This is a genomic window from Streptomyces sp. NRRL B-1347 (assembly GCF_000720325.1).
Lineage (GTDB): Bacteria > Actinomycetota > Actinomycetes > Streptomycetales > Streptomycetaceae > Streptomyces.
Genome location: NZ_JOJM01000014.1, coordinates 42,252 through 64,645 on the forward strand (window position 1 = coordinate 42,252; position 22,394 = coordinate 64,645).

General features: G+C 71.3%; 25 protein-coding genes and 1 riboswitch. Of the genes, 1 reads left to right on the top strand and 24 read right to left on the bottom strand.

The features are described 5' to 3' along the window. Window positions 1-27: 27 nt before the first annotated feature. A riboswitch (TPP riboswitch) is annotated at window positions 28-144 on the bottom strand. Between the two features lie 26 nt (window positions 145-170). The 6 genes from rlmN to rpsB form a co-directional block, all read right to left on the bottom strand. Then, a complete protein-coding gene (gene rlmN / locus IG74_RS0114950) occupies window positions 171-1,277 on the bottom strand; it encodes a 23S rRNA (adenine(2503)-C(2))-methyltransferase RlmN (RefSeq protein WP_030675873.1) in 1,107 nt (368 codons plus the stop codon). Between the two features lie 102 nt (window positions 1,278-1,379). Beyond that, window positions 1,380-2,531 carry a phosphatidate cytidylyltransferase gene (locus tag IG74_RS0114955; protein ID WP_078868787.1) on the bottom strand — a complete coding sequence of 384 codons (1,152 nt, stop codon included), beginning with the start codon at window positions 2,529-2,531 and terminating at the stop codon, window positions 1,380-1,382. A 58-nt stretch (window positions 2,532-2,589) separates the two neighbouring features. Further along, the gene (gene frr, locus IG74_RS0114960) at window positions 2,590-3,147 is read right to left on the bottom strand and encodes a ribosome recycling factor (protein ID WP_030675879.1); all 558 of its coding nucleotides are present in this window, start codon (window positions 3,145-3,147) and stop codon (window positions 2,590-2,592) included. Window positions 3,148-3,325: 178 nt separating this feature from the next. Beyond that, window positions 3,326-4,120 carry a UMP kinase gene (gene pyrH, locus IG74_RS0114965; protein ID WP_420709895.1) on the bottom strand — a complete coding sequence of 265 codons (795 nt, stop codon included), beginning with the start codon at window positions 4,118-4,120 and terminating at the stop codon, window positions 3,326-3,328. A gap of 196 nt (window positions 4,121-4,316) precedes the next feature. After that, complete coding sequence (tsf, locus tag IG74_RS0114970; protein ID WP_030675886.1) at window positions 4,317-5,153, bottom strand: translation elongation factor Ts; 837 nt, start codon at window positions 5,151-5,153, stop codon at window positions 4,317-4,319. A gap of 98 nt (window positions 5,154-5,251) precedes the next feature. Continuing rightward, a complete protein-coding gene (gene rpsB, locus IG74_RS0114975) occupies window positions 5,252-6,154 on the bottom strand; it encodes a 30S ribosomal protein S2 (protein WP_030675887.1) in 903 nt (300 codons plus the stop codon). A gap of 269 nt (window positions 6,155-6,423) precedes the next feature. Here rpsB and IG74_RS0114980 point away from each other — a divergent pair, with 269 nt between their 5' ends. Then, the gene (locus IG74_RS0114980) at window positions 6,424-7,092 is read left to right on the top strand and encodes a murein hydrolase activator EnvC family protein (protein WP_078868788.1); all 669 of its coding nucleotides are present in this window, start codon (window positions 6,424-6,426) and stop codon (window positions 7,090-7,092) included. Here the strand turns inward: IG74_RS0114980 and IG74_RS0114985 are convergent. The 18 genes from IG74_RS0114985 to proS form a co-directional block, all read right to left on the bottom strand. Beyond that, on the bottom strand, window positions 7,046-7,603 hold the full coding sequence (locus IG74_RS0114985; protein ID WP_030675893.1) for a TetR/AcrR family transcriptional regulator: 558 nt from the start codon (window positions 7,601-7,603) through the stop codon (window positions 7,046-7,048). The genes IG74_RS0114980 and IG74_RS0114985 overlap by 47 nt on opposite strands. A 174-nt stretch (window positions 7,604-7,777) precedes the next feature. Further along, window positions 7,778-8,623 (bottom strand): RNA polymerase sigma factor WhiG, encoded by an 846-nt coding sequence (gene whiG / locus IG74_RS0114990; protein WP_030675896.1) that lies wholly within the window; start codon window positions 8,621-8,623, stop codon window positions 7,778-7,780. Between the two features lie 311 nt (window positions 8,624-8,934). Further along, window positions 8,935-10,038, bottom strand: coding sequence for a DNA-processing protein DprA (dprA, locus tag IG74_RS0114995; protein ID WP_051854919.1), 1,104 nt, complete (start codon window positions 10,036-10,038; stop codon window positions 8,935-8,937). A gap of 239 nt (window positions 10,039-10,277) precedes the next feature. Next, complete coding sequence (locus IG74_RS0115000; protein ID WP_030675903.1) at window positions 10,278-11,903, bottom strand: YifB family Mg chelatase-like AAA ATPase; 1,626 nt, start codon at window positions 11,901-11,903, stop codon at window positions 10,278-10,280. Beyond that, complete coding sequence (locus IG74_RS0115005) at window positions 11,903-12,265, bottom strand: YraN family protein (protein WP_030675906.1); 363 nt, start codon at window positions 12,263-12,265, stop codon at window positions 11,903-11,905. Before IG74_RS0115005 ends, IG74_RS0115000 begins: the two co-directional genes overlap by 1 nt. A gap of 106 nt (window positions 12,266-12,371) precedes the next feature. After that, the gene (locus IG74_RS0115010; protein WP_003965949.1) at window positions 12,372-12,680 is read right to left on the bottom strand and encodes a DUF2469 domain-containing protein; all 309 of its coding nucleotides are present in this window, start codon (window positions 12,678-12,680) and stop codon (window positions 12,372-12,374) included. A 55-nt stretch (window positions 12,681-12,735) separates the two neighbouring features. Then, window positions 12,736-13,245 (bottom strand): NUDIX hydrolase, encoded by a 510-nt coding sequence (locus IG74_RS0115015; RefSeq protein WP_030675910.1) that lies wholly within the window; start codon window positions 13,243-13,245, stop codon window positions 12,736-12,738. Next, window positions 13,235-13,981, bottom strand: a complete 747-nt coding sequence (gene lepB / locus IG74_RS0115020) for a signal peptidase I (RefSeq protein ID WP_030675912.1) — start codon at window positions 13,979-13,981, stop codon at window positions 13,235-13,237. The genes IG74_RS0115015 and lepB (IG74_RS0115020) overlap by 11 nt, the downstream gene beginning before the upstream one ends. A 166-nt stretch (window positions 13,982-14,147) precedes the next feature. Beyond that, window positions 14,148-15,164, bottom strand: a complete 1,017-nt coding sequence (gene lepB, locus IG74_RS0115025) for a signal peptidase I (RefSeq protein ID WP_158857627.1) — start codon at window positions 15,162-15,164, stop codon at window positions 14,148-14,150. Next, on the bottom strand, window positions 15,049-16,134 hold the full coding sequence (lepB, locus tag IG74_RS0115030; RefSeq protein ID WP_030675918.1) for a signal peptidase I: 1,086 nt from the start codon (window positions 16,132-16,134) through the stop codon (window positions 15,049-15,051). Before lepB (IG74_RS0115030) ends, lepB (IG74_RS0115025) begins: the two co-directional genes overlap by 116 nt. Beyond that, window positions 16,127-16,849 (bottom strand): signal peptidase I, encoded by a 723-nt coding sequence (gene lepB, locus IG74_RS0115035; RefSeq protein ID WP_030675921.1) that lies wholly within the window; start codon window positions 16,847-16,849, stop codon window positions 16,127-16,129. The genes lepB (IG74_RS0115030) and lepB (IG74_RS0115035) overlap by 8 nt, the downstream gene beginning before the upstream one ends. A gap of 45 nt (window positions 16,850-16,894) precedes the next feature. Then, complete coding sequence (gene rplS, locus IG74_RS0115040; protein WP_030675924.1) at window positions 16,895-17,245, bottom strand: 50S ribosomal protein L19; 351 nt, start codon at window positions 17,243-17,245, stop codon at window positions 16,895-16,897. 177 nt (window positions 17,246-17,422) lie between these two features. Further along, complete coding sequence (gene trmD, locus IG74_RS0115045; protein WP_030675926.1) at window positions 17,423-18,244, bottom strand: tRNA (guanosine(37)-N1)-methyltransferase TrmD; 822 nt, start codon at window positions 18,242-18,244, stop codon at window positions 17,423-17,425. After that, a complete protein-coding gene (rimM, locus tag IG74_RS0115050; protein ID WP_030675931.1) occupies window positions 18,244-18,873 on the bottom strand; it encodes a ribosome maturation factor RimM in 630 nt (209 codons plus the stop codon). Before rimM ends, trmD begins: the two co-directional genes overlap by 1 nt. A gap of 107 nt (window positions 18,874-18,980) precedes the next feature. Beyond that, entirely contained in the window at window positions 18,981-19,220 is a 240-nt protein-coding gene (locus IG74_RS0115055; RefSeq protein WP_014176063.1) for an RNA-binding protein, read from the bottom strand. A 2-nt stretch (window positions 19,221-19,222) separates the two neighbouring features. Then, window positions 19,223-19,651 carry a 30S ribosomal protein S16 gene (gene rpsP, locus IG74_RS0115060; protein ID WP_030675944.1) on the bottom strand — a complete coding sequence of 143 codons (429 nt, stop codon included), beginning with the start codon at window positions 19,649-19,651 and terminating at the stop codon, window positions 19,223-19,225. A gap of 320 nt (window positions 19,652-19,971) precedes the next feature. Further along, window positions 19,972-20,568 (bottom strand): hypothetical protein, encoded by a 597-nt coding sequence (locus IG74_RS0115065; RefSeq protein ID WP_030675946.1) that lies wholly within the window; start codon window positions 20,566-20,568, stop codon window positions 19,972-19,974. A gap of 280 nt (window positions 20,569-20,848) precedes the next feature. Beyond that, a complete protein-coding gene (gene proS, locus IG74_RS0115070) occupies window positions 20,849-22,264 on the bottom strand; it encodes a proline--tRNA ligase (protein WP_030675950.1) in 1,416 nt (471 codons plus the stop codon). Window positions 22,265-22,394: the final 130 nt, after the last annotated feature.

A 22,394-nucleotide genomic window follows, 5' to 3' on the forward strand; every position in this document is an offset into this window, starting at 1 on the left:
GGGCGGTTCGCGGGCAGGGCGCAACAGCTTGAGTGGTGACCGAACTTCCTACCCGGAATGACCCGGGCGAGGTTCAGAGGGTCTGCGGCCGGCCTGTGTCAGGTGCCGCACTCTCAGCGCTGTGGCGCTCCCCTGTCGGAATATGCAGATGTTTCGGCCAGCGTACCGCGCTAGCGTTCGGCTGCCGCGAGCTGTCCGCAGGCCCCGTCGATCTCCTGACCTCGGGTGTCGCGGACGGTCACCGGCACGCCGTGGGCGGCGATGGCCTCGACGAAGGCCTTCTCGTCCTCGGGGCGCGAGGCCGTCCACTTCGAGCCCGGCGTGGGGTTCAGCGGGATCAGGTTGACGTGCACCGGCTTGCCCTTGAGCAGGCGGCCGAGGCGGTCACCGCGCCACGCGTGGTCGTTGATGTCGCGGATCAGGGCGTACTCGATGGAGAGCCTGCGGCCGGACTTCGCCGCGTACTCCCAGCCCGCGTCCAGGACCTCGCGGACCTTCCACCGCGTGTTCACCGGTACGAGGGTGTCGCGCAGCTCGTCGTCGGGCGCGTGCAGGGAGATCGCGAGGCGGCACTTGAAGCCCTCGTCGGCGAACCGGTGGATGGCGGGCACCAGGCCGACCGTCGAGACGGTGATGCCGCGCTGGGACAGGCCCACGCCGTCCGGCTCGGGGTCGGTGAGGCGGCGGATCGCCCCGACCACCCTGTTGTAGTTGGCCAGCGGCTCGCCCATGCCCATGAAGACGATGTTGCTGAGGCGCGCGGGGCCGCCCGGGATCTCGCCGTCGCGCAGGGCCCGCATGCCGTCCACGATCTGGTGCACGATCTCGGCGGTGGACAGGTTCCGGTCGAGGCCGGCCTGGCCCGTGGCGCAGAACGGGCAGTTCATGCCGCAGCCCGCCTGGGAGCTGATGCACATCGTCACCCGGTCGGGGTACCGCATGAGCACGGACTCGACGAGCGTGCCGTCGAAGAGGCGCCACAGCGTCTTGCGCGTGGTGTCGTCGTCACAGCTGATGTGCCGCACGACGCTCATCAGCTCCGGGAGCAGCGCCTCCTGGAGCTTGCCGCGCGCACCGGCCGGGATGTCCGTCCACTGCTCGGGGTCGTGCGCGTACCGCGCGAAGTAGTGCTGCGAGAGCTGCTTGGCGCGGAACGGCTTCTCGCCGATGGTGGCGACGGCTTCCTTGCGCTCGGCGGGCGTGAGGTCGGCGAGATGCCGCGGCGGCTTCTTGGCTCCGCGCGGCGCGACAAACGTGAGTTCTCCGGGCTTGGGCATGATGGCTCCATTGTCCCAGAGATACGACAAGGGGCCCGCCGCCTGTGGACAACGGGCCCCTCACCTACAAAACAGCAGGTCAGCCATGTTCGGCTGACAGGGTCACCCCGAACCGACGAACACCACCAGCAGCAGCCACACCACCGGCGCCGTCGGCAGCAGCGAGTCGAGCCGGTCCATGATCCCGCCGTGCCCCGGCAGCAGCGTGCCCATGTCCTTGATGCCGAGGTCCCGCTTGATCATGGACTCGCCGAGGTCGCCGAGCGTCGCGCTGGCGGCCACCGCGAGGCCGAGCAGCAGGCCCTGCCACCACACGCCGTCGTCGATCAGGAAGTGCATGCACAGCGCGCCCGCCGCCATGGCGAAGGCCACCGCGCCGAGCAGGCCCTCCCGGGTCTTTCCGGGGCTGATGCGCGGCGCCAGCTTGTGCCTGCCGAACCGCCAGCCGACCGCGTACGCTCCGGTGTCGCTGACCACGGTCAGGATCAGGAAGGTGAGCACCCGCTGCGGGCCGTCGTCCGCGGTGAGCATCAGCGCCACGAAGGTGGCGAGGAACGGCACGTAGAAGGCCGCGAAGACGCCCGCCGTGACGTCCTTGAGGTAGCCCTCGGGCGGCTCCGTCATGCGCCAGACGAGCACCGCCAGCGCGGTGAGCGCCATCGCCACCCAGGCGCCCTCGACGCCGCGCACGTACCCGGCGACGACCATCGCCGCGCCGCCCACCGCGAGCGGCACCAGCGGCGCCTTGATGGCCTTGCGCTCCTGCAGACGGGAGGTCAGCTCCCACAGGCCGACGACGACGGCGACCGCTATGACGCCGATGAAGACGGCCTTCTCGAAGAACAGCGACGCGAGGATGACGGCACCGAGGCCCACCCCGACCCCTATGGCCGCCCCGAGATCGCGCCCCGCGCTCTTCTTCTGCGGTGCTGGGGCGGGCTGTGGTGCGCCGGTCATGGGCTCCTGCGGCTTCTGCGCGGGGTTCGAAGAGTGCGCTGCGTGCGCGGCGTGCGCTGCGCGCGCGGTCTCGTCACGGAACAGGGGGCCGCTCGACTGAGCAGCCCCCCGGTCGTCGTCCTGGTGTCCGCCGCTCGCGGCTACGTCGGGAACGATGGGCATGGGCTGAGTCTCTGACGGATTCAGCGCGTGCGCATCGTGTGCGGGACCCACCGGGGCAGCACCCTGGACCGGCGCCTGGTCGGGCGCCCCCCAGTACCCGGCTCTGGACGGCGCCCCCCAGGAAGTGTCGTTCACGGAATCGGATTCCTCAGACCTAGATCAGACGTCGCTCGATTCGGCCAGACCCCACGGGTCAGACCTCGAGCAGCTCGGATTCCTTGTGCTTGAGCAGCTCGTCGACCTGGGCGACGTACTTGGAGGTGAGGTCGTCGAGTTCCTTCTCGGCGCGACGGCCCTCGTCCTCGCCGATGTCGCCGTCCTTGATGGCCTTGTCGAGGGTGTCCTTGGCCTTGCGGCGCACGGAGCGGATGGACACCTTCGAGTCCTCGGCCTTGCCCTTGGCGACCTTGATGTAGTCGCGGCGGCGCTCCTCGGTGAGCTCGGGGAACGTCACCCGGATGATGTTGCCGTCGTTGCTCGGGTTGACGCCGAGGTCCGAGTCGCGGATCGCCTGCTCGATGTTGCGCAGCGCGCTCTTGTCGAACGGCGTCACGACCGCCATGCGCGGCTCGGGCACCGAGAACGAGGCGAGCTGGTTGATCGGCGTCAGCGCGCCGTAGTAGTCGGCCACGATCTTGTTGAACATCGCCGGGTGCGCACGGCCCGTGCGGATCGCGGCGAAGTCCTCCTTGGCGACCACGACGGCCTTCTCCATCTTCTCCTCGGCCTCGAGGAGGGTCTCTTCGATCACCACTTGCTCCTGCGTGTCTTGAGTGGGCCCGGCTTCCATGGATCGGCCGGCTGCGTCGCGTCTCTTTCCTGCACGGTGTCCGACCGGCAGGGCTTTGTCCATCCCTCCGAGGCGCCCCCGAGCCCCGTGGAGCCCCAGGGAGCCCGGTGTGGCCTCGTGCGGGACGGACGTCCTCGGCTCAGTCCCGGGTGTCCTGGTCGCCGACGAGCGTGCCGATCTTCTCACCCTTGACCGCCCGGGCGATATTGCCCTCCGCGAGCAGCTCGAAGACCAGGATGGGCAGCTTGTTGTCCCGGCACAGCGTGATGGCGGTGGCGTCGGCCACCTTCAGGTCGCGCGTGATGACCTCGCCGTAGCCGAGGGAGTCGAACTTCACCGCGTCCGGGTTCTTCTTGGGGTCGGAGTCATAGACCCCGTCGACACCGTTCTTGCCCATGAGCAGGGCCTCGGCGTCGATCTCCAGAGCGCGCTGGGCGGCGGTGGTGTCGGTGGAGAAGTACGGCATGCCCATGCCGGCGCCGAAGATCACGACGCGGCCCTTCTCCAGGTGGCGCACGGCGCGCAGCGGGATGTACGGCTCCGCGACCTGGCCCATGGTGATGGCGGTCTGCACGCGGCAGTCGATGCCTTCCTTCTCCAGGAAGTCCTGCAGGGCGAGGCAGTTCATGACCGTGCCGAGCATGCCCATGTAGTCGGAGCGGGCCCGGTCCATGCCGCGCTGCTGGAGCTCGGCGCCGCGGAAGAAGTTGCCGCCGCCGATGACGATGGCGATCTCCGCGCCGTCGCGCACGACGGCTGCGATCTCCCGGGCGATTTTGTGCACCACGTCGGGGTCGACGCCGAGGCCGCCGCCTCCGGCGAACGCCTCACCGGAGAGCTTCAGCAGGAAGCGCCCGGCCACTTTGCCGTCGTCAGTCTTGGTGTCGGCCTTGGTCATGGAGTTCTCCTTGTGGTGCACATACGAAGAGGCCATTGCCGGTGGGGTGGTGTTCATCCCATGCTCGGCAATGGCCTCCTCGTCAGATCTTGCGGTCGTCCGTCGCGTACGAGGCGCACCGTCGCTCTCGGCACGGCCCTCGCGTACGACTCACGGCCGTCGCGCGCGCCGCTGCGCACGCGGTCGACCGCGGTAGACCCTAGCGGGGTCTACCGGCGATCGTGGTACGGACTCAGATGCCGACCTTGATGCGCGAGAAGCGCTTCAGGGTGACACCGGCCTCCTGGAGGACCTTCTCGACGGACTTCTTGTTGTCGAGGGCGTACGGCTGACCCAGGAGGGTGGCGTCCTTGAAGAAGCCGTTGACGCGACCCTCGACGATCTTCGGGATCGCGCCCTCCGGCTTGCCCTCGGCGCGGGTGGTCTCCTCGGCGACGCGGCGCTCGGACTCGACGACCTCGGCCGGAACGTCCTCACGGGTGAGGTACTTCGGCGCGAAGGCGGCGATGTGCTGGGCGACGCCGCGGGCGACCTCGGCGTTCGGCTTGTCCAGCTCGACGAGGACACCGATCTGCGGGGGCAGGTCGGGCATCGTGCGGTGCATGTACGCCGAGACGAAGCCGTCCGAGAACTGCGCGAAGCGGTCGAGGACGATCTTCTCGCCGAGGTTGGCGTTGGCCTCGTCGACGTACGCCTGGACGGTCTTGCCGGCCTCGATCTCGGAGGCGAGCAGCGCCTCCAGGTCGGCCGGGTTCGTCTTGGCGACGTGCGCGGCGATCGCGGCGGCGACGGCCTGGAACTTCTCGCCCTTGGCGACGAAGTCCGTCTCGCACTTCAGCTCGACGATGACACCGGTGGAGTTGTCGTCGGCGATCAGGGAGACGATCGCGCCGTTCTCGGCGGAGCGGCCCTCGCGCTTGGCGACGCCCTTCTGGCCCTTGATGCGCAGCGCCTCGACGGCCTTGTCGACGTTGCCGTCGGCCTCGTCGAGCGCCTTCTTGCAGTCCATCATGCCGGCGCCGGTGAGCTCGCGGAGCTTCTTGACGTCAGCGGCGGTGTAGTTCGCCATGATTCTCTGAAGTCTTTCTCGAAGTCGAAGATCTACGGGTGAACGGCGGGGGCCCCGCTCCTGGCGCGGGCCCCCGCCGTCAGCATCCGATGCTGAGGTCAGGCCTGCTCGGCAGCGTCCGCAGCCGGGGCCTCGGCGACCGGGGCCTCGGCGACGGGAGCCTCGGCGGGCTTCTCCTCGGCCTTGGGGGCCTCGGCGTCGGCAGCCTTCTCGTCGGCCTTCTTCTCGCCCTCGAGCAGGTCGCGCTCCCACTCGGCGAGCGGCTCGCCCGCGGCCTTCTCGCCCGGCTTCGAGTCACCGGTGGCAACGCCGGAGCGGGCGATGAGGCCCTCGGCGACAGCGTCGGCGATCACGCGGGTGAGCAGGGTGACGGAGCGGATCGCGTCGTCGTTGCCCGGGATCTTGTAGTCGACCTCGTCGGGGTCGCAGTTGGTGTCGAGGATCGCGACGACCGGGATGTTCAGCTTCCGGGCCTCGCCAACCGCGATGTGCTCCTTCTTGGTGTCCACGATCCAGACGGCGCTGGGCACCTTCTGCATCTCGCGGATACCGCCGAGGGTCTTCTCCAGCTTGGCCTTCTCGCGGGAGAGGACCAGCAGCTCCTTCTTGGTGAGGCCGGAGGCGGCCACGTCCTCGAAGTCGATGGCCTCAAGCTCCTTGAGGCGCTGCAGGCGCTTGTAGACGGTCGAGAAGTTGGTGAGCATGCCGCCCAGCCAGCGCTGGTTGACGTAGGGCATGCCGACGCGGGTCGCCTGCTCGGCGATGGCCTCCTGCGCCTGCTTCTTCGTACCCACGAACATGACCGTGCCGCCGTGGGCGACGGTCTCCTTGACGAACTCGTAGGCGCGGTCGATGTACGACAGCGACTGGAGCAGGTCGATGATGTAGATGCCGTTGCGCTCCGTGAAGATGAAGCGCTTCATCTTCGGGTTCCAACGACGGGTCTGGTGACCGAAGTGGACGCCGCTTTCCAGCAGCTCCCGCATCGTGACGACGGCCATGGCCGTACTCCTTGGTGTTCTCGGTTGTGTCCTGACGCCCTGCCGCGCGCCGTGCCACGCACTCGCGTGCGGGACCGAAAGGCGCTGACACCGGCGGCTACGAGAGCCCGGTGCCGGGGCGTGCGAAGTCGACCCGGTGACCCGGATCGCCACATGAAGTGTACGGGACCCGCGAGGTGCCGGGTGACGCCGCTGTCCACAACCGGCTGGTAGTCCACAGTTCCCGGCCAAGATCCCTGCGGACCGCGGCGGCGCGGGACCGTTCTGGCATGTCACGTCTACGACGCATCCTGACCCTGGCCGTGCTCGCGCTCCTCGCCGCGCTGCCGCCCCCGGGCGCCCTGGCGGCCGTCGACCCGGTGCCCGCCGTGGGCGCCTCCTGGCCGGTGGGCGCGCGCCCCTGGATCGTGCGGGGCTGGGAGCCTCCGGCGACGGCGTACGGCCCCGGTCACCGGGGCGTGGACCTGGCCGCTGCCCCGGGCTCCCCCGTGCGGGCGGTGGCGGCGGGACGGGTCTCCTACGCGGGCCGGGTGGCGGGCCGGGGCGTGATCACGGTGGAGCTCACGGGCACAGGCGATCCACCGCTGCGTACGACGTACGAACCGGTGCGACCGTCCGTGAAGAAGGGCGCCGAGGTCAGTGCGGGCGCCCTCCTGGGCACGCTGGAGGCGTCGGCCCGCTTCCACTGCCCCACCGCATGCCTCCACTGGGGCCTGCGCCGGGCCGAGGCGTATCTGAACCCCTTGGGCCTGCTGCCGCCGTGGCTCCTTGGCGGGGGGCCGTCACGGCTGCTGCCGCTGTCGGGCACCGGGGCGGTGCCGCCGGGGCCGGTGCGGCCGTCCTGGCCGTGGGCCGTCGTCCCCGGTGCCAGCCGTCCGCCGGGCCCGGGGCTCAGCCCCGTACGCCTCGCAGAGCCATGGCCACAGCCGCCTCCGTGATGGCCTCGGGCTCCTCGGCCACGCCGAGCTCGATGCGCCGCACCGCCGCGTCCACGATGCCCTGGAGCAGCATGGCAGCGAGCCGGGGCTCCTGGTGCCCGAGGGCGTCGAGCGCCTCCACGATCATGGCGACGAGGCCTCCGTGCGCGGCCCGGATCTTCTCCCGCGCCCCGGCGTCCAGCTCGCTCGCGGAGATCGCGACCACGGCCCGGTGCCGCCGGTCCCCGACCAGCGCCAGCTGCTGGCGCACATAGGCCTCGATCTGCTCCTCGGGCGTCCCGGCCCGCTCCATCGCCGCCGAGACCTCCGCCGCCCAGACGGGGAAGTCGACCTCGCAGAGCTCTTCGACGACGGCCGCGCGCGAGCGGAAGTACTCGTAGACGGACGACCGCGCGAGCCCCGTGCGCTCGGCGAGCGCGGGGAACGTCAGCGCGTCCGTCCCGCCCTCGGACAGCAGGGTGCGCGCGGCGTCCAGCAGGGCGCCGCGCTGCATCGACCGGTGCTCGGCCACAGAGGCCGCTCGAATCCTTGGCACGCCTCCACTTTACGGACGCGCCCCGCGCCAGGGGAGGCCGCCAGGCAGGCACTCTTCCTGGCCTGGAGGGCGCGGCGAGGCAGAACCACGGCGCGAACGGAGCGGGGAAGCGGTGGACAGCGCGGCCCAGGAAGGGACGATTCAGCTCACTCAGCGACCAAAACTGGCCAGCTTCGCTCGCAACTGGAGCACCGACTTGGTGTGGATCTGACTGACCCGGCTCTCGGTCACCCCGAGCACATTGCCGATCTCGGCCAGCGTGAGGCCCTCGTAGTAGTACAGCGTGACGACGGTCTTCTCGCGCTCCGGCAGCGTGTTGATCGCACGGGCGAGCAGCCGTCGCAGCTCGCGGTCCTCGGCGACCTCGACCGGGTTGTCGGCGGCGGTGTCCTCAAGGGTGTCCATCAGGCTCAGCCGGTCGCCGCCCTCGCCGCCGGCGTGCAGCAGCTCCTCCAGGGCGACGACGTTGGCGAGCGACAACTGGCTGAAGACCGCGTGCAGTTCCTCCACCGGGATGCCCATCTCGGCGGCGACCTCGCCCTCCGACGGCGTGCGCCTGAGCCGTGCCTCCAGGGTCGCGTAGGCCCGCTCCACGTTCCGCGCCTTCTGCCGCACCGACCGGGGGATCCAGTCGAGCGCCCGCAGCTCGTCGATCATGGCCCCGCGGATGCGGGTGATCGCGTACGTCTCGAACTTGATCGACCGCTCGATGTCGAACTTCTCGATCGCGTCGATGAGCCCGAAGACGCCGGAGGAGACGAAGTCGGCCTGCTCCACGTTGGACGGGAGGCCCACGCTGACGCGGCCCGCGACGTACTTCACCAGGGGCGAGTAGTGCAGGATCAGCTGCTCCCGCAGCCGCCCGTCGCCCGTCGACTTGTACGACCGCCACAGCTCGTCCAGCGACGAGGGCGCGGGAGGCCGCCGCTCCTGTTCGCCGCTACGGGCGGCTGGGGGAATGGCCGCCCGGTCGGACCCGGAGGTGTGCTGGGGCATGCGTCGCCTTGAGCCGTTCTGCCGTGAAGCTGAGAGGTTGCCGGAACTGGTGCGGTGGTGGGTTTGCGTGAAGTGAATGAGGTTGTCCGTCTGCTTGCCTGTCTGCACCGGATTCGTTGTGAGCGTAGCGTGACTGAAGTGTCGCGGTGAGCGAAGACTATGGGATCGCGCGTACGCAGATACGTTCCGCTTTACGTCCGAGCGATCCGTAACCGTCGCTCTGCGTAATGGATCTAAGGCGCCAACTGCACCGTTTCCCAAGGCCGTCAGGCAGGCGTCACGCCGTCATCCATCCGGCGGAACACGCACAGTCACGCATCACCCCCCTCCGGAAGGGGCGGCAGAAACGCCTGGCGTGTCAACTGCCAGCCGTCGCCCTGTCGTTCGACAAACCCCAGGGAGCGAAGTTCGTACAACCTGGCGACCGCGTCGTCCGCACTGGTGCCCGCACCCCGCGCCACGTCGGGGACCGTCGCCGCGCCACGGGCGGGCAGCGCCGCGAGGACCCGGGCCGCGCCGGGAGCGAGCAGGTCACGCGGCACCACGGGGCCGCGCCGCCGCGGAGCGAGCTCACCCATGTCCCCGACCAGCTCGGCGACTTCGGCGGCGTCGGTGACCAGCACCGCGTCCCCGCGCAGCAGTTCGTGCACCCCTGCCGACAAGCCGCTGGTGGCGGGCCCCGGCACGCCCATCGTGAACCGGCCGAGGTCCCGCGCGGCCCGGGCCGTGACCAGCGCGCCGCTGCGATAGGCGGCCTCCACGACGACCGTGCCCCGGGTGAGGGCCGCGATCACTCTGTTCCGCAGCACGAACCTGCTCGGTGTCGGGTGGTCGCCGGGCGGCAACTCCCCCACGACTAGGCCCTGTTCCGCGATCCGGCCGAGCAACTGGGAGTGTCCGCGCGGGTAGGTCCTGTCGACCCCGCACGCGAGCACCGCCACGGTGGCGCCGCCCGCTCCCAGGGCGCCCCGGTGGGCTGCGCCGTCCACGCCGTACGCGCCGCCGGACACCACCACCCAACCGCGCTCGGCGAGGCCCGCGCCGAGGCTCGCGGCCATGTGCGCCCCGTACTCCGTGCAGGCCCGCGCCCCCACGAGGGCCACCGAGCGCAGCGCCCAGATCCGCAGCGAGGGCCGCCCCCGCACCCAGAGCCCCACGGGCCGCGCGTCCCCCAGGTCGTCGAGCTGCGCGGGCCACTCCGCGTCCTGGGGCGTCACGAACCGCGCCCCGGCGGCGGCCGCGACCTCCAGGTCCCGTGCCGCCCGCACCCGCCCGGCGCGCGCCCGCAGCCCCTCCCAGCGCCGGGCGCTCACCCCCGGCAGCATCTCCTCGTCCTCCGCAAGGCGCCGCAGCACCGCCACGGCTCCCCATTCCCGCAGCCACCACCCGCCCACGGCATCGCCCGGTTCGAGCACCCGCGTGAGGGCGACCCGCGCGAGCCGCTCCTCGTCCGGCGCGACGAGCGGGTCCGGGGCGGTGCCGAAGTCCGGGGTGGTGCCCGGGTCCGGGGTGGTGCCCGGGTCCGGGGGCGGGTCGAAACCCGCGGGCGCCTCCCCCGGCGGCGCGGAACCCACCGGCGGCCGGGGCGCCACGGGCGGGACGCCCTCCCTGCCTCGCTCCCTGCCGCCCTCCCGGCCGCTCCCCCGCTCCGCGCTCACGTCTGAGCCCCCACCACCATGGGCACCCCGCGCGGCACCCCCGTGCGCAGTTGCAGCGCCAGGGCCACGTCGCCCTCGTCGGGGCGGTCGTGGCCCGCCAGGTCCGCGACGGTCCAGGCGACCCGCAGGACCCGGTCCAGGCCGCGCGCGGTCAGCACCCCGCGCTCCAGGCAGCGCTCCGCCTCCGCCATCGCGCCCGGCAGCGCGTGCCAGCGGGTGCGCAGCTCATGGCCGGGCACGTCGCTGTTCGTGCGCCACGGCGTGTCCTCGAAGCGGGCGGCCGCCCGCTCACGGGCCGCTCGGACCCGCTCGGCCACCACGCGTGTGGTCTCGCCCCGCACCCCCTGCGCCGTCAGCTCGGAGCGCGTCACGGGCTCCACCCCGACCCGCAGGTCGACCCGGTCCAGGAGCGGTCCGGAGAGCCGGGCCTGATAGCGGCGGACGCTGCTGGGCGCGCAGTCGCAGGCATCACCCGTCAGGCTGAACCGGCCGCACGGACACGGGTTGGCCGCCAGCAGCATGAGGAACCTCGACGGCAGCCGCACGACCCCGGCGCTCCGGGCGATCATGACGTGCCCGGACTCCAGCGGCTGCCGCAGGGCGTCGAGCGCGTGGGTGCTGAACTCCGGGGCCTCGTCCAGGAACAGCACGCCGCGGTGTGCCAGCGAGACCGCGCCCGGGCGGGCGATGCCCCGGCCGCCGCCCACGAGCGACTGCATGGTCGAGGAGTGGTGGGGCGCGCAGAACGGCGGGACGTCCACGAGGGGCTTGCCCGGTGGCAGCATGCCCGCGACCGAGTGGACCGCCGTCACCTCCAGGGACTCCGCCCTGGACAGCCTCGGCATGATCGTCGGCAGTCGCTCGGCGAGCATCGTCTTGCCCGCGCCCGGTGGCCCGTGGAGGTAGACGTGGTGCCCACCCGCGGCCGCCACCTCCATCGCCGTGCGCGCCGACGACTGGCCCACCACGTCCGCCAGATCGTGCGCGTGGTCGTGGTCCTGCGCGCCGACGCCGCTCACGTCCACACCGAGTCCGGCGCCCGGCAGGCTGAGCCCCGCCATCAGGCGATCCGGCCGCCCGGAGTCGTCCGGCGGCTCGTCCGGGACGGGCTCGTCGGTGAGCACCGCGATCAGCTGGCGCAGGCTGCGCACGCCGAGGACGGAGACACCGGGCACGAGCGCGGCCTCCGCCGCCGTGCACTCGGGGACGACCACTTGCTCGTACCCCGCGTCGGCCGCCGCGAGGACGGCGGGCAGCACGCCGCGCACCGGTCGCACGCGGCCGTCGAGGCCCAGTTCGCCGATCATCACGATGTCGGCGAGGACCCGGGGGTCGATCCGCTCCGACGCGCCGAGGACCGCGCAGGCCACCGCCAGGTCGAAGCCGCTGCCGCCCTTGGGCACGGAGGCGGGGCTCAGGCCCACCGTGAGCTTCTTCTGCGGCCACTCCCCGCCCGAGTTCACGACGGCCGCCCTGACCCGGTCACGGCTCTCCGTGAGGCTCTTGTCCGGGAGTCCCACCAGCGTGAACGCCGCGACGCCCGGCTCCAGGTCGGCCTGCACCTCGACGACGACGCCCTCCACCCCGACGAGGGCCACCGAGCACGTACGCGCGAATCCCATCAGGCCACCCCCCGCACGTGCTCCACCACGGGCGCGCCGCGCTCGGGCAGCAGGACGCCGACCACGTCGAGCCGCACGCCGCCGGGTGGGGCTCCGCCGTGCTCCTGGACCCAGCGCTCGGCGAGCCCGCGCAGGCGCTCGGCCTTGGCGGGCGTCACCGCCGCCATCGGGTGCTCGAAGGAGACCGCCCTGCGGGTCTTCACCTCGCAGACGACCAGCACGTCGCCGTCGCGGGCGACGATGTCGATCTCCCCTGTCCTGCCTCCGCGCCAGTTGCGCTCCAGGACCGTCATACCGGCTTCGGCGAGCCGCCGGGCGGCCAGTTGTTCGCCGTACTTGCCGAGTGCGCCTCGTGCGTTCATATCGGCACCACCTCCGACATCAACGGTCGCGAGGCGGGCCGCACGTTGTGGATCTTGGTGTGCTACCGACGGGTTGTGGACAACTTCGTCACCCGCGCGGGGTGCGTCAGCCGCCCGGCAGTTCCAGGTCGCTCTTGTTGAGCTCCTCGATATTCACGTCCTTGAACGTGAGTACCCGTACCTGCTTGACGAACCGGGCCGGCCTGTACATGTCCCACACCCAGGCATCCGCCATGGAGACCTCGAAGAACACCTCACCCTGGACGGAGTGCACCTGCATCTCGTAGTCGTTCGTGAGGTAGAAACGCCGCTCGGTCTCGATCACGTATTTGAACAGACCGACGACATCTCGGTACTCCCGGTAGAGCTTCAGCTCCATCTCGGTCTCGTACTTCTCGAGGTCCTCGGCGCTCATGGCATGTTCCCCTTCAGCCGTGCGTCCCCCTATTGTGCGCCAGCCCCGGAGGCCTCTACACGATTTCCGTGTCCAGGGTCTCGGGTTGTTGCGGAGGACCCTCGTCGAGCAGCTTGCGCAGCAACTCGGCGAGCCTGGTCGGATACACCGTCTCATGCGCCCGGGCCAGTTCCGGGCACGTCCACCAACGTGCTCCGGCGACGCTGCGTCGCTCGAGGTCGGTCAGGCCCGTCGCCCGGGTCGCCGTCTGCGACGTACGCCCCAGGTAGTACCACTCGTCCTGGTCCCAGCGCCGTCCCGCGAAGGGGAAGGAGCACACGCGCCGCCACAGCACCGGGCCGAGCGCGACGTCCGTGATGCCGGTCTCCTCGGCGAGCTCCCGCAGCGCGGCCTGCTCACGCGTCTCGTCGCCCTCCAGGCCGCCGCCCGGCGTGAACCACCAGTCGTCCGCCGGGTCGCCCGGCTCGTGGCCGTGCAGCAGCAGGATCCGGTCCCGCTCGTCGAGCAGCACGACGCGGGCGACCTTCCGCAGCGGCCGCCCGGCCACCGCGTCCTCAGCCGACACCGGCCGCCTCCGTGACCCCGCCGCGGCCCTGGCCGCGGCGCCGCACGAGACCGGCGACCGGCCCGTACGCGGCGCCTGCGAGCACCAGCGCGGCACCGGCCACGACCGCCGCCACGAGGAGGCGCAGCGGGCCGGGCTCGGACGTGCCGCCCGGCAGGGCGTCGAAGCCGGCGGGGCGGTCGAGCATGCCGTCCAGCGGCCAGGCGACGGCGTCGACGCGGCCCTTCACGGCGCTGCGGGGCACGGAGCCGTTACCGGCCTCGTCCAGATGCGCGGTGGAGTCCAGGGAGCCGTTGCGCTCGTCGCCGAGCAGGAAGAGGCGCCCCTCGGGAACCTTGGTGGGCGGTATGGCGCTGTCCATGCCCTGGGAGAGATACGGTTCTGCGATCTGCTTGCCGTTGACGGTCAGCTTGCCGTTCGTGCAGCAGGCGACCTTGTCGCCGCCGACCCCGACGACCCGCTTGACCATCGGCAGGTCGCCCCAGGTCTTCTGCCGGAAGACGACGACGTCGCCGCGGCGCACGTCGTCCCCGTCGATCCGCTGGGCGAGCACCCGGTCGCCCGCGCCGATGGTCGGCGTCATGGAGCCGGTGGGCACGGTGTACGGCTGGTAGAGGACGGCGCCCCAGACGAAGCCGCCGAGGAAGAGGACACAGCCGAGGGCCACGGCGACTCCCGACAGCACGCTGCCGAGCCGTCCGTGGCCCTCGTCCGTACGACGTGTCCTGCTGCTCATCCCAGTGCTCCCCCGGCTCGGAGACGATCCCGCCGACCCGGCCCGGCGGCGACCGGCGTACGGGGCCGACGGGCGCGCTCACGGGACCGGACCACGGAAGATCGGCGATCTGGGACGGCAGACTACCCGGCGGTACCGCCGCCAGAAACCCTGGTGCGGCCGGGGATCAGGCGGCGTTGGCCGCGCGGCGGCGGCGCCACAGCACGAGCGGCACGGCGCCCGCGAGGCCGAGCGCCGCGGGTGCCGCGCTCATCGCCTGGCTGAGGCCGGGCTGGTCGAAGGTGTCCGGGACCGGCAGCGTCCCCCAGCGGGTGGGAGGCCAGGCGATCACGAAGGCGCGGCCCACGACGTTGTCCACGGGGACGGAGCCGCCGCCGGGCTGGTTCTGGTGGTAGCGGGAGTCCAGCGAGTTCTGCCGGTGGTCGCCCATGACCCAGATTTTGCCCTTGGGCACCGTGATCTTGAACTGGCCGCCCTGGTCGTCGTCGGTGCAGGGGGTGTTGCCGGGGTAGACGTACGGCTCGTTCAACGCCTTGCCGTTGACCTTCACGGGGCCGGTGCCCTTGCACTCCACGGTGTCGCCGCCGACGCCGATGACGCGCTTGATGAGGTCCTTCTCGTCGGCGGACGGCATCAGGCCGATCCAGCCGAGGACCCGCTGCACGGCGTTCGGGTCGGGCGTGGGCTCGCCGTCCAGCCAGTGGCCGGGGTCCTTGAAGACGACGACCTCGCCGCGCTCGGGCTCGGAGCCGAACCACGGCGTCAGCTTGTCGACCAGGACCCGGTCGCCCTGCTGGAGCGTGTTCTGCATCGAGTCCGAGGGGATCGAGAAGGCCTGGACCAGGAAGGTCTTGATGATCAGGGCCAGGACCAGCGCGATGCCGATGAGGAGCGGCAGCTCCTTCCAGAAGGACTTGTGCTTCTTGCCCTTCGTCGGCTCGGGCGGCTTCGGCGGCTCGGCGCCCGCCCCGCCGGGCTGCTGGTCCGGCGTCCCGGGCGCGGCTCCGGGCGCCTGGCCCGGCGTGCCGGGCTCGCCCGGTGCTCCGGCGTTCCCCGGGGCCGGGGTGTCAGGGGCGGCGTTCACGCCGCCCGCCGGCGACGCGGGCGCGGGCTCCCCGGAGTGCCTCGGCCGCTCTTCGGGCCCATCGTGTCCGGATCGTGCGCCGACCGCCACATCCCCCACATCCACTCCTCAGTCCGTGCCGCTGCCTGCCCCGTACGCGACGCAGGCCCACCACTCCCATAACGAGCGGGAGTTCCGCAGGGGTCGGGAGGCCGGTCATTCCATCGCGATCGCCGGGGGCCACCCTATGCGACGCACCTGTGGCCGTGTCCGACCCGTCGGGCGCGTCGGGCACGGACGCGTACGCATCGGGTTCCTCCAGTTTGCGCCAGTGTCCGAGCGGCCAGGCGATGACGAGCGCACGGCCGACGACCTCGTCCTCCGAGACGGTGCCGCTGAACTTCTCGTTGCGGTGGAAGCGGGAGTCGGCCGAGTCCGCGCGGTGGTCGCCCATGACGAACAGACGCCCCTTGGGGACCTTCACTTCGAATGCGAAGGCCGACGGCTTGTTGCCCGGGTGCAGATACGGCTCGTCGAGCGGTTCGTCGTTGACGGTGACCTTGTCGTTCTTGTCACAGCACTTCACGGTGTCGCCGCCGACGCCCACGACGCGCTTGATCAGGTCGCGCTCGTCGTCGGACGGGAGGAGGCCGATGAAGGTCAGGCCCTGTTTGATCTGCTTGACCACCACGGGGTCGTCCTCCTTCTTGCCCCGCTCCTCCTCCAGCCAGTTGCCGGGGTCCTTGAAGACGATGACGTCGCCGCGCTCGGGCTTGTTGCCGAACCAGGGGGTGAGCTTGTCCACCAGGACGCGGTCCCCGATGCGGATCGTCTGCTCCATGGAGCCCGAGGGGATCACGAAGGCCTGCACCAGGAAGGTCTTCAGGACCAGCGCTATGAGCAGGGCCACGCCTATGAGGAGAGGTATCTCCTTGATCGCGGAGCGGCGCCTGCGGCGCTTGACCTTCTTGGCGAGTTTGCGCCGGTCGGCCCGGCCGGGCAGTGCGGGGCCGCTCGTCGGACGCGTGCCGGTGGGCAGTCCGGTGTCGGCCCCCTGGGGGGCGGCCTTCGCCCGGCCGCGGCTACCCATGGGTGCCGCCGGGGGCGGGCACGCGCGCGTAGACGTCGGGGCGCTTCAGCGAGGTCCAGCGGCCGAGCGGCCAGGCGATCCAGTCGGCCCTGCCGATGACGTCGTCCACGGGGATCATGCCGCCGCCCGGGGACCCGAGGTGGTCGCGGGAGTCGCTGGAGTCGCTGCGGTGGTCGCCGAGGACGAAGATCCTGCCGTCCGGTACGACAACGTCGAAGGGCACCTTGGAGGGCTTGTCCCCCGGGAAGAGGTAGGGCTCGTCGACCGGCTGGCCGTTCACCTTGATCCTCCCCCGCTTGTCGCAGCAGACCACCCGGTCACCGCCGACGCCCGCGACCCGCTTCACGTAGTCGGCGTCTCCGAAGTAGCCGCTGCCGTCGAAGACGACCGCGTCACCGCGCTGCGGCCCGGATCCGAAACGGTACGCCAGCTTGTTGACGAGTATCCGGTCCCCGACCCGGAACGTGGGCTCCATGGAGCCGCTCGGGATCTCGTAGGGCTGCACCACGAAGGTGGTGACGAGCAGCAGGACGGCCACGCTGAAGAGCGCGCCCAGGGTGAGGCGGCCCCCGGGAAGCCAGGCCACGAAGGACGCGAAAACGGAGCGCGACCGCTCCTCCGTACCCTCCGCGTCCGGTTCGCCCGCGCTCGCGGGGGTGGACTCGGGGGATGGGGAGGAGCGGTCGCGCTCCGCGTGCTGTGCTTCGGTGTCCATCGGGGCCAGATGTTATCCGGCCCCGCTGTGGACCCGCGCCAGAGCTCAGCTCTCGCGCTTCTCCTTGATCTTCGCGGCCTTGCCGCGCAGGTCGCGCAGGTAGTACAGCTTGGCGCGACGCACGTCACCGCGGGTGACGAGCTCGATCTTCTCGACGATCGGGGTGTGCACCGGGAAGGTGCGCTCGACGCCGACGGAGAACGAGACCTTGCGGACCGTGAAGGTCTCGCGGACACCGGCGCCCTGGCGACGGATGACTACGCCCTTGAACTGCTGCACACGGGAGCGGTTGCCCTCGATGACGCGGACGTGGACGTTGACGGTGTCACCCGGGCGGAAGGCCGGGATGTCGCTGCGCAGCGACGCGGAGTCGACGGAGTCGAGCAGGTGAGACATGATCGTCTGCTTCCTCGCCAATGCCACAGGTCATCGGCGGAATGTCGTGATGAGATTCGGGGTGCTTCCGTACGAGCGGGTGTTCCGGGGAACTCGCGGCACGGAGGCCGCTGGACGCGTCGGGCGGACGTCGTGTCCCCCTGTGGCAGGGGCGCACGCTGGACGCACAGCAGCGGCCTATTCTTCCACGTCCTGGGCCTTGCGCCAAAATCGGGCGCCGGGCTCGGGCTCCCAGCCCAGTATGGAGAGCATTTCGCGGTCCTTCTTGTCGAAGGCCGACGCCTCGCAGCGCTCGATCAGGTCGGGCCGGTTGGCGGTGGTGCGGCGCAGCGCCTCGTCCCTGCGCCAGCGCGCGATCTTGCCGTGATGGCCGCTGAGCAGGACGTCCGGGATGCCGCGGCCGCGCCACTCGGGCGGCTTGGTGTAGACGGGGCCCTCCAGGAGGTTGGCCATGGCGCCCGGGGCGAAGGAGTCGTCGCGGTGGGACTCGGCGTTGCCGAGCACGCCCGGCAGGAGCCGGGCCACGGCCTCGGTGACGACCAGGACGGCGGCCTCGCCGCCCGCGAGGACGTAGTCGCCGATGGAGACCTCGTAGACGGGCATCCGGGTCGCGTACTCGTCGATGACGCGGCGGTCGATGCCCTCGTAGCGCGCGGGCGTGAAGACCAGCCAGGGGCGCTCGGACAGCTCGACGGCGAGCTCCTGGGTGAAGGGGCGCCCGCTGGGCGTCGGGACGACCAGGGCGGGCGCCGAACGGCCCGCCTCGTAGCCGTCGGCGAGGGCCTGGTCGAGGGCTTCGCCCCAGGGCTCGGTCTTCATGACCATGCCGGGGCCGCCGCCGTAGGGGGTGTCGTCGACCGTGTTGTGCCGGTCGTACGTCCACTCCCTGAGGTCGTGCACGTGCACGTCGAGGCTGCCGCGCGCGCGGGCCTTGCCGACGAGCGAGACGTTCAGGGGTTCCAGGTACTCGGGGAAGATCGTGACGACGTCGAGGCGCATCAGGCGTCGCCCTCGCTCCGGGCGTCGTCCCGCGCGGTCTCGGAGCCGTGGCTCTCGGAGGCGCCCTCAGAAGCGTCCTCAGGGGCGCTCTCGGCGTCCCTGCTGGAGGCGATCTCGGCGCGGTCGTCGATGAGCCCCGGCGGCGGGTCGATGACGGCCCGCTGCTCCTCCAGGTCGATCTCGGTGACGATGCTCTCGACGAAGGGGATCATCACCTCGCTGCCGTCCGGCCGCTCGACGATGAAGAGGTCCTGCGAGGGCAGGTGCGAGATCTCCGTGATCCGGCCGACCTCGGTGCCGTCCTTGGTGACGACGTCGAGGTCCATCAGCTGGTGGTCGTAGAACTCGTCCTCGTCCTCGGGCAGCTCGCTCGGGTCGACCTCGGCGATGAGCACGGTGTTGCGCAGGGCCTCGGCGCCGGTGCGGTCGCTGACGCCCGCGAAGCGCAGCAGCAGCCGGCCGCTGTGCACCCGGCCGGTCTCGATGGTCAGCGGTCCCCTGGCGGCGGGGTCGGTGGCGAGCACGGCGCCGGGGCCGAGCCGCAGCTCCGGCTCGTCGGTGCGCACCTCGACGGTGACCTCGCCCTTGATGCCGTGGGCGCGGCCGATCCGCGCGACTACGAGCTGCACTGGTGTCTCTCCTGTCCCTACCTGCGATGGGGGCCTGGGCCCGAAACTAGCTCGGGCCGGGGACGGCCCTGAGGCCCTCCCCGGCCCGAGCCGGTGCTACGTACGGTTCAGCGAACCTGGTCCACGTCGACGAGGTCGACGCGGACACCACGGCCGCCGATGGCACCCACGACGGTGCGCAGAGCGCGTGCGGTGCGGCCGTTGCGACCGATCACCTTGCCCAGGTCGTCCGGGTGGACCCGGACTTCCAGGACGCGCCCCCGGCGCAGGTTGCGCGAGGCGACCTGCACGTCGTCGGGGTTGTCGACGATGCCCTTCACGAGGTGCTCGAGAGCCTCCTCGAGCATGCTCAGGCCTCGGTCGACTCGGCGGACTCGGCCTTGGCCTCGTCCGCCTTCTTGTCGGCCTTCTTCGCCTTCTGGGTGATGGCCTCACCCTTGGGCTCGTCCTCGGCGCTGACGGCCTCGAAGGACGGGCGCGCGGCCTTGACCTCGGGCTGCAGCAGCGGCGCCGGGGCGGGCTCGCCCTTGAACTTCTGCCAGTCGCCGGTCTTCTTCAGGATGGCGAGAACGGGCTCGGTCGGCTGGGCGCCGACGGAGAGCCAGTACGCCACGCGCTCGGCGTTGACCTCGATGCGCGAGGGGTTCTGCACCGGGTGGTACAGACCGATCTCCTCGATGGCCCGGCCGTCACGGCGGGTACGGGAGTCGGCGACGACGATGCGGTAGTGAGGCGAACGGATCTTGCCCAGACGCTTCAGCTTGATCTTGACTGCCACGGGAGTGGGTTCTCCTGGATTGACGTGGGTGGGCACAACGAGATGCCGCGTGGGGTTGCGGTACCCGAGTGGCCCGATGGACGCGTCAGCCGGAGGAGAGAGGGGTCCTGTGCGACTGTCGAGTACAGCTAGCCATTGTGCCACACCCCGGCGCGGGTGCTCTCAGCCGACCGTGCCCCCCCCCATCGGCCCGGGAGCGTGCCCGCACCGGCTCGGGAGGGGGTCCCCCGCTCGACCACAGTGCCCCCGCCCGCACACGAGGGACACCCCAGGGGGCAGCACCACCACCCTGGGGAAAGGGACCGCCCCCTGCGCGGGGGTCACCCCGCGCCCACGCCCACCACTTCCGGGATGCGGAAGGGCTTGCCGCAGCCGCCGCACATGATGGGGGCCTGGGCGAGCACCGACGGGACGACGCGGACGTTGCGCCCGCAGTCGCAGACGGCCTTCACGCGGACGCCGCCTCCCGAGGAGCCGTGCCGGGCGGCCGGGCCGCGGAAGGTGCGTGAGGTGTCCGCCGCGGTCGCGACCGTGTGCGCCTTGAGGGCGCGCTGGAGCCGGTCCATCGTCGGGCGGTAGCGCTTCTTGGCCTCGGGGTTGAGCGTGACCAGGGAGAAGCCGCTGCTCGGATGCGGCTCCTCGGGATGGTCGAGGCCCAGCTCCTCGGCGATCGCGAGGAATCTGCGGTTGTGGTAGCGGCCCGCGCGTGAAGTGTCGCGCACACCGCGGGCTGCGGCGATGCCGTGGACTGCTTCATGCAGCAGTCGCTCGAAGGAGAGCTCGGCGCCACAGGCGGACGACGACTCTCCGATCAGGGATTCGGGCGCGGCTAGGTCCGGCAGCTCAGGGTGGTGCCGCTGAATATCGGCCCACGCCTGTGCCAGCTCTGCGGCGAGAACAGGTGGTGTCGTGCTCACGTCGTGACAACGAGCCGAGGTGCCTCCGGGTTCCATTCCGGGGCATCTCAAATATTTTGCACTTACCCGTCAGTTGCCGTTGATGCGTCCGGACGAGGGCGGGTGCGCTGATCTGCGGAGAAGCCTCGCAGCTCGCATCAAGCCGGTACGTAGCGGCGCGTACGCCCCGGCGCTCGGGTCAACTCCGCACGCCGGGGCTCCTGTTGCGCAGGGCGCAAAGCGTCGCCCAGGGGAAGCCGTCGAGGGCCTGCGGAAGGCAGCCCGACCGGAACCCCAAGTCTCAATAAGCGCGCGCCACGAGGGCGACGTTACCGGGTGTCTCATCGGCGTCCGGCACCGACCCGTCCTCCGCGACCAGACACCGTACGGTCACGCCGTGCTCGGCGAGCCGGGCCTCGCCGTCGGGGCCGAGCGCGGCCCACGGCAGGCGCGCCCAACCGCCCGCGGAGGCCGCCTCCACGGCCTCGTCCACGCCGGTGACATCACTGGTACGGGACTCGCGGCGCTCCCGGGCCCGGGTCAGGAGCAACTCCTGGTCCTCCTCCAGGACGTCGGGCAGCAGCGCGGCGAGGGCGTCGAGGGCCACGGGCTGCTTGCCGCCCGCGATGCGGCGCACCAGCATCGCGGTGCCGGCCGCCACGTCGCGCGGGCCGATCTCCACGCGCACCGGCACGCCCTTGAGCTCCCAGTCGACCGCGCGCCGCCCGAAGGGCGTGTCCGTACGGTCGTCCACCTGGACGCGCACGCCCGCCGCCGTCAGCCGCTCGCCGACCTCGCGGACCTTGGCGAGGACGGCCTCGTCGTCCTTCACGGCGAGCACGACGGCCTGCACGGGCGCGAGGCGCGGCGGCACGCACAGGCCGTCGTCGTCGCCGTGCATCATCACCAGGGCGCCGACCAGACGCGTCGTGGAGCCCCAGGAGGTCTGCCAGACCAGTTCCTGCGTGCCGTCCTTGGAGAGGTACTGGGTGTGGAAGGCGCGCGCGAAGTTCTGGCCGAGTTCGTGGCTGGTGCCGAGCTGGAGGGCCTTGCCGTCGCCCATCATCCCTTCCAGCGTGAGGGTGTTGACGGCCCCCGCGAAGCGCTCCTTGGCGGTCTTGCGGCCGAGCACGAAGTCCATCGCGAGGAAGTCCCGCATGAAGGCACCGTAGACGTCCCGGTGGATGCGGGCGGCGAAGTCCCGCGCGTCCTCGTACGTCGCGTGGGCGGTGTGCCCCTCCTGCCACAAGAACTCCGAGGTGCGCAGGAAAAGCCGGGGGCGCAGCTCCCAGCGGACCACGTTGGCCCACTGGTTGATCAGCAGGGGCAGGTCGCGGTAGCTCTGCACCCACTTGGAGAAGTACTCGTTGACGATGGTCTCCGAAGTGGGCCGGACCACGACCGGCTCCTCCAGCTCCTTGCCGCCGCCGTGCGTGACGACGGCGAGCTCCGGCGCGAAGCCCTCGACGTGCTCCGCCTCCCGCGTCAGGTACGACTGCGGGATGAACAGCGGGAAGTACGCGTTCTGCGCGCCGGTGCGCTTGATGCGCGCGTCCATGTCCTGCTGCATCCGCTCCCACAGGCCGTAGCCGTACGGACGGATGACCATGGTGCCGCGCACCGGGCCGTTGTCGGCGAGTTCGGCCTTGCTGATCAGGTCCTGGTACCAGCGGGGGAAGTCGTCAGCACGGGGCGTGAGTACGGGTGCCTTTGCCATGGCGCGCATGGTACGTCCGAGCCGTCTGAAGGGTCCGGAAATATCGCTCCGCCGGGGCGCACGACGGGGGCACGCAAGCATTGCCTGACAACCCCTGGACGCCACGACGGAAGCGGAGTTCCCTGGCATA

What these genes read in the sequence shown, in the direction of transcription:
- rlmN (WP_030675873.1), bottom strand. Translation starts at nt 1,277, where the DNA reads ATGCCCAAGCCCGGAGAACTCACGTTTGTCGCGCCGCGCGGAGCCAAG.
- pyrH (WP_420709895.1), bottom strand. Translation starts at nt 4,120, where the DNA reads ATGGCCTCTTCGTATGTGCACCACAAGGAGAACTCCATGACCAAGGCC.
- tsf (WP_030675886.1), bottom strand. Translation starts at nt 5,153, where the DNA reads ATGGCGAACTACACCGCCGCTGACGTCAAGAAGCTCCGCGAGCTCACC.
- rpsB (WP_030675887.1), bottom strand. Translation starts at nt 6,154, where the DNA reads ATGGCCGTCGTCACGATGCGGGAGCTGCTGGAAAGCGGCGTCCACTTC.
- IG74_RS0114980 (WP_078868788.1), top strand. Translation starts at nt 6,424, where the DNA reads ATGTCACGTCTACGACGCATCCTGACCCTGGCCGTGCTCGCGCTCCTC.
- whiG (WP_030675896.1), bottom strand. Translation starts at nt 8,623, where the DNA reads ATGCCCCAGCACACCTCCGGGTCCGACCGGGCGGCCATTCCCCCAGCC.
- IG74_RS0115000 (WP_030675903.1), bottom strand. Translation starts at nt 11,903, where the DNA reads ATGGGATTCGCGCGTACGTGCTCGGTGGCCCTCGTCGGGGTGGAGGGC.
- IG74_RS0115005 (WP_030675906.1), bottom strand. Translation starts at nt 12,265, where the DNA reads ATGAACGCACGAGGCGCACTCGGCAAGTACGGCGAACAACTGGCCGCC.
- IG74_RS0115010 (WP_003965949.1), bottom strand. Translation starts at nt 12,680, where the DNA reads ATGAGCGCCGAGGACCTCGAGAAGTACGAGACCGAGATGGAGCTGAAG.
- lepB (WP_030675912.1), bottom strand. Translation starts at nt 13,981, where the DNA reads ATGAGCAGCAGGACACGTCGTACGGACGAGGGCCACGGACGGCTCGGC.
- lepB (WP_030675918.1), bottom strand. Translation starts at nt 16,134, where the DNA reads ATGGGTAGCCGCGGCCGGGCGAAGGCCGCCCCCCAGGGGGCCGACACC.
- lepB (WP_030675921.1), bottom strand. Translation starts at nt 16,849, where the DNA reads ATGGACACCGAAGCACAGCACGCGGAGCGCGACCGCTCCTCCCCATCC.
- rplS (WP_030675924.1), bottom strand. Translation starts at nt 17,245, where the DNA reads ATGTCTCACCTGCTCGACTCCGTCGACTCCGCGTCGCTGCGCAGCGAC.
- trmD (WP_030675926.1), bottom strand. Translation starts at nt 18,244, where the DNA reads ATGCGCCTCGACGTCGTCACGATCTTCCCCGAGTACCTGGAACCCCTG.
- IG74_RS0115055 (WP_014176063.1), bottom strand. Translation starts at nt 19,220, where the DNA reads ATGCTCGAGGAGGCTCTCGAGCACCTCGTGAAGGGCATCGTCGACAAC.
- proS (WP_030675950.1), bottom strand. Translation starts at nt 22,264, where the DNA reads ATGGCAAAGGCACCCGTACTCACGCCCCGTGCTGACGACTTCCCCCGC.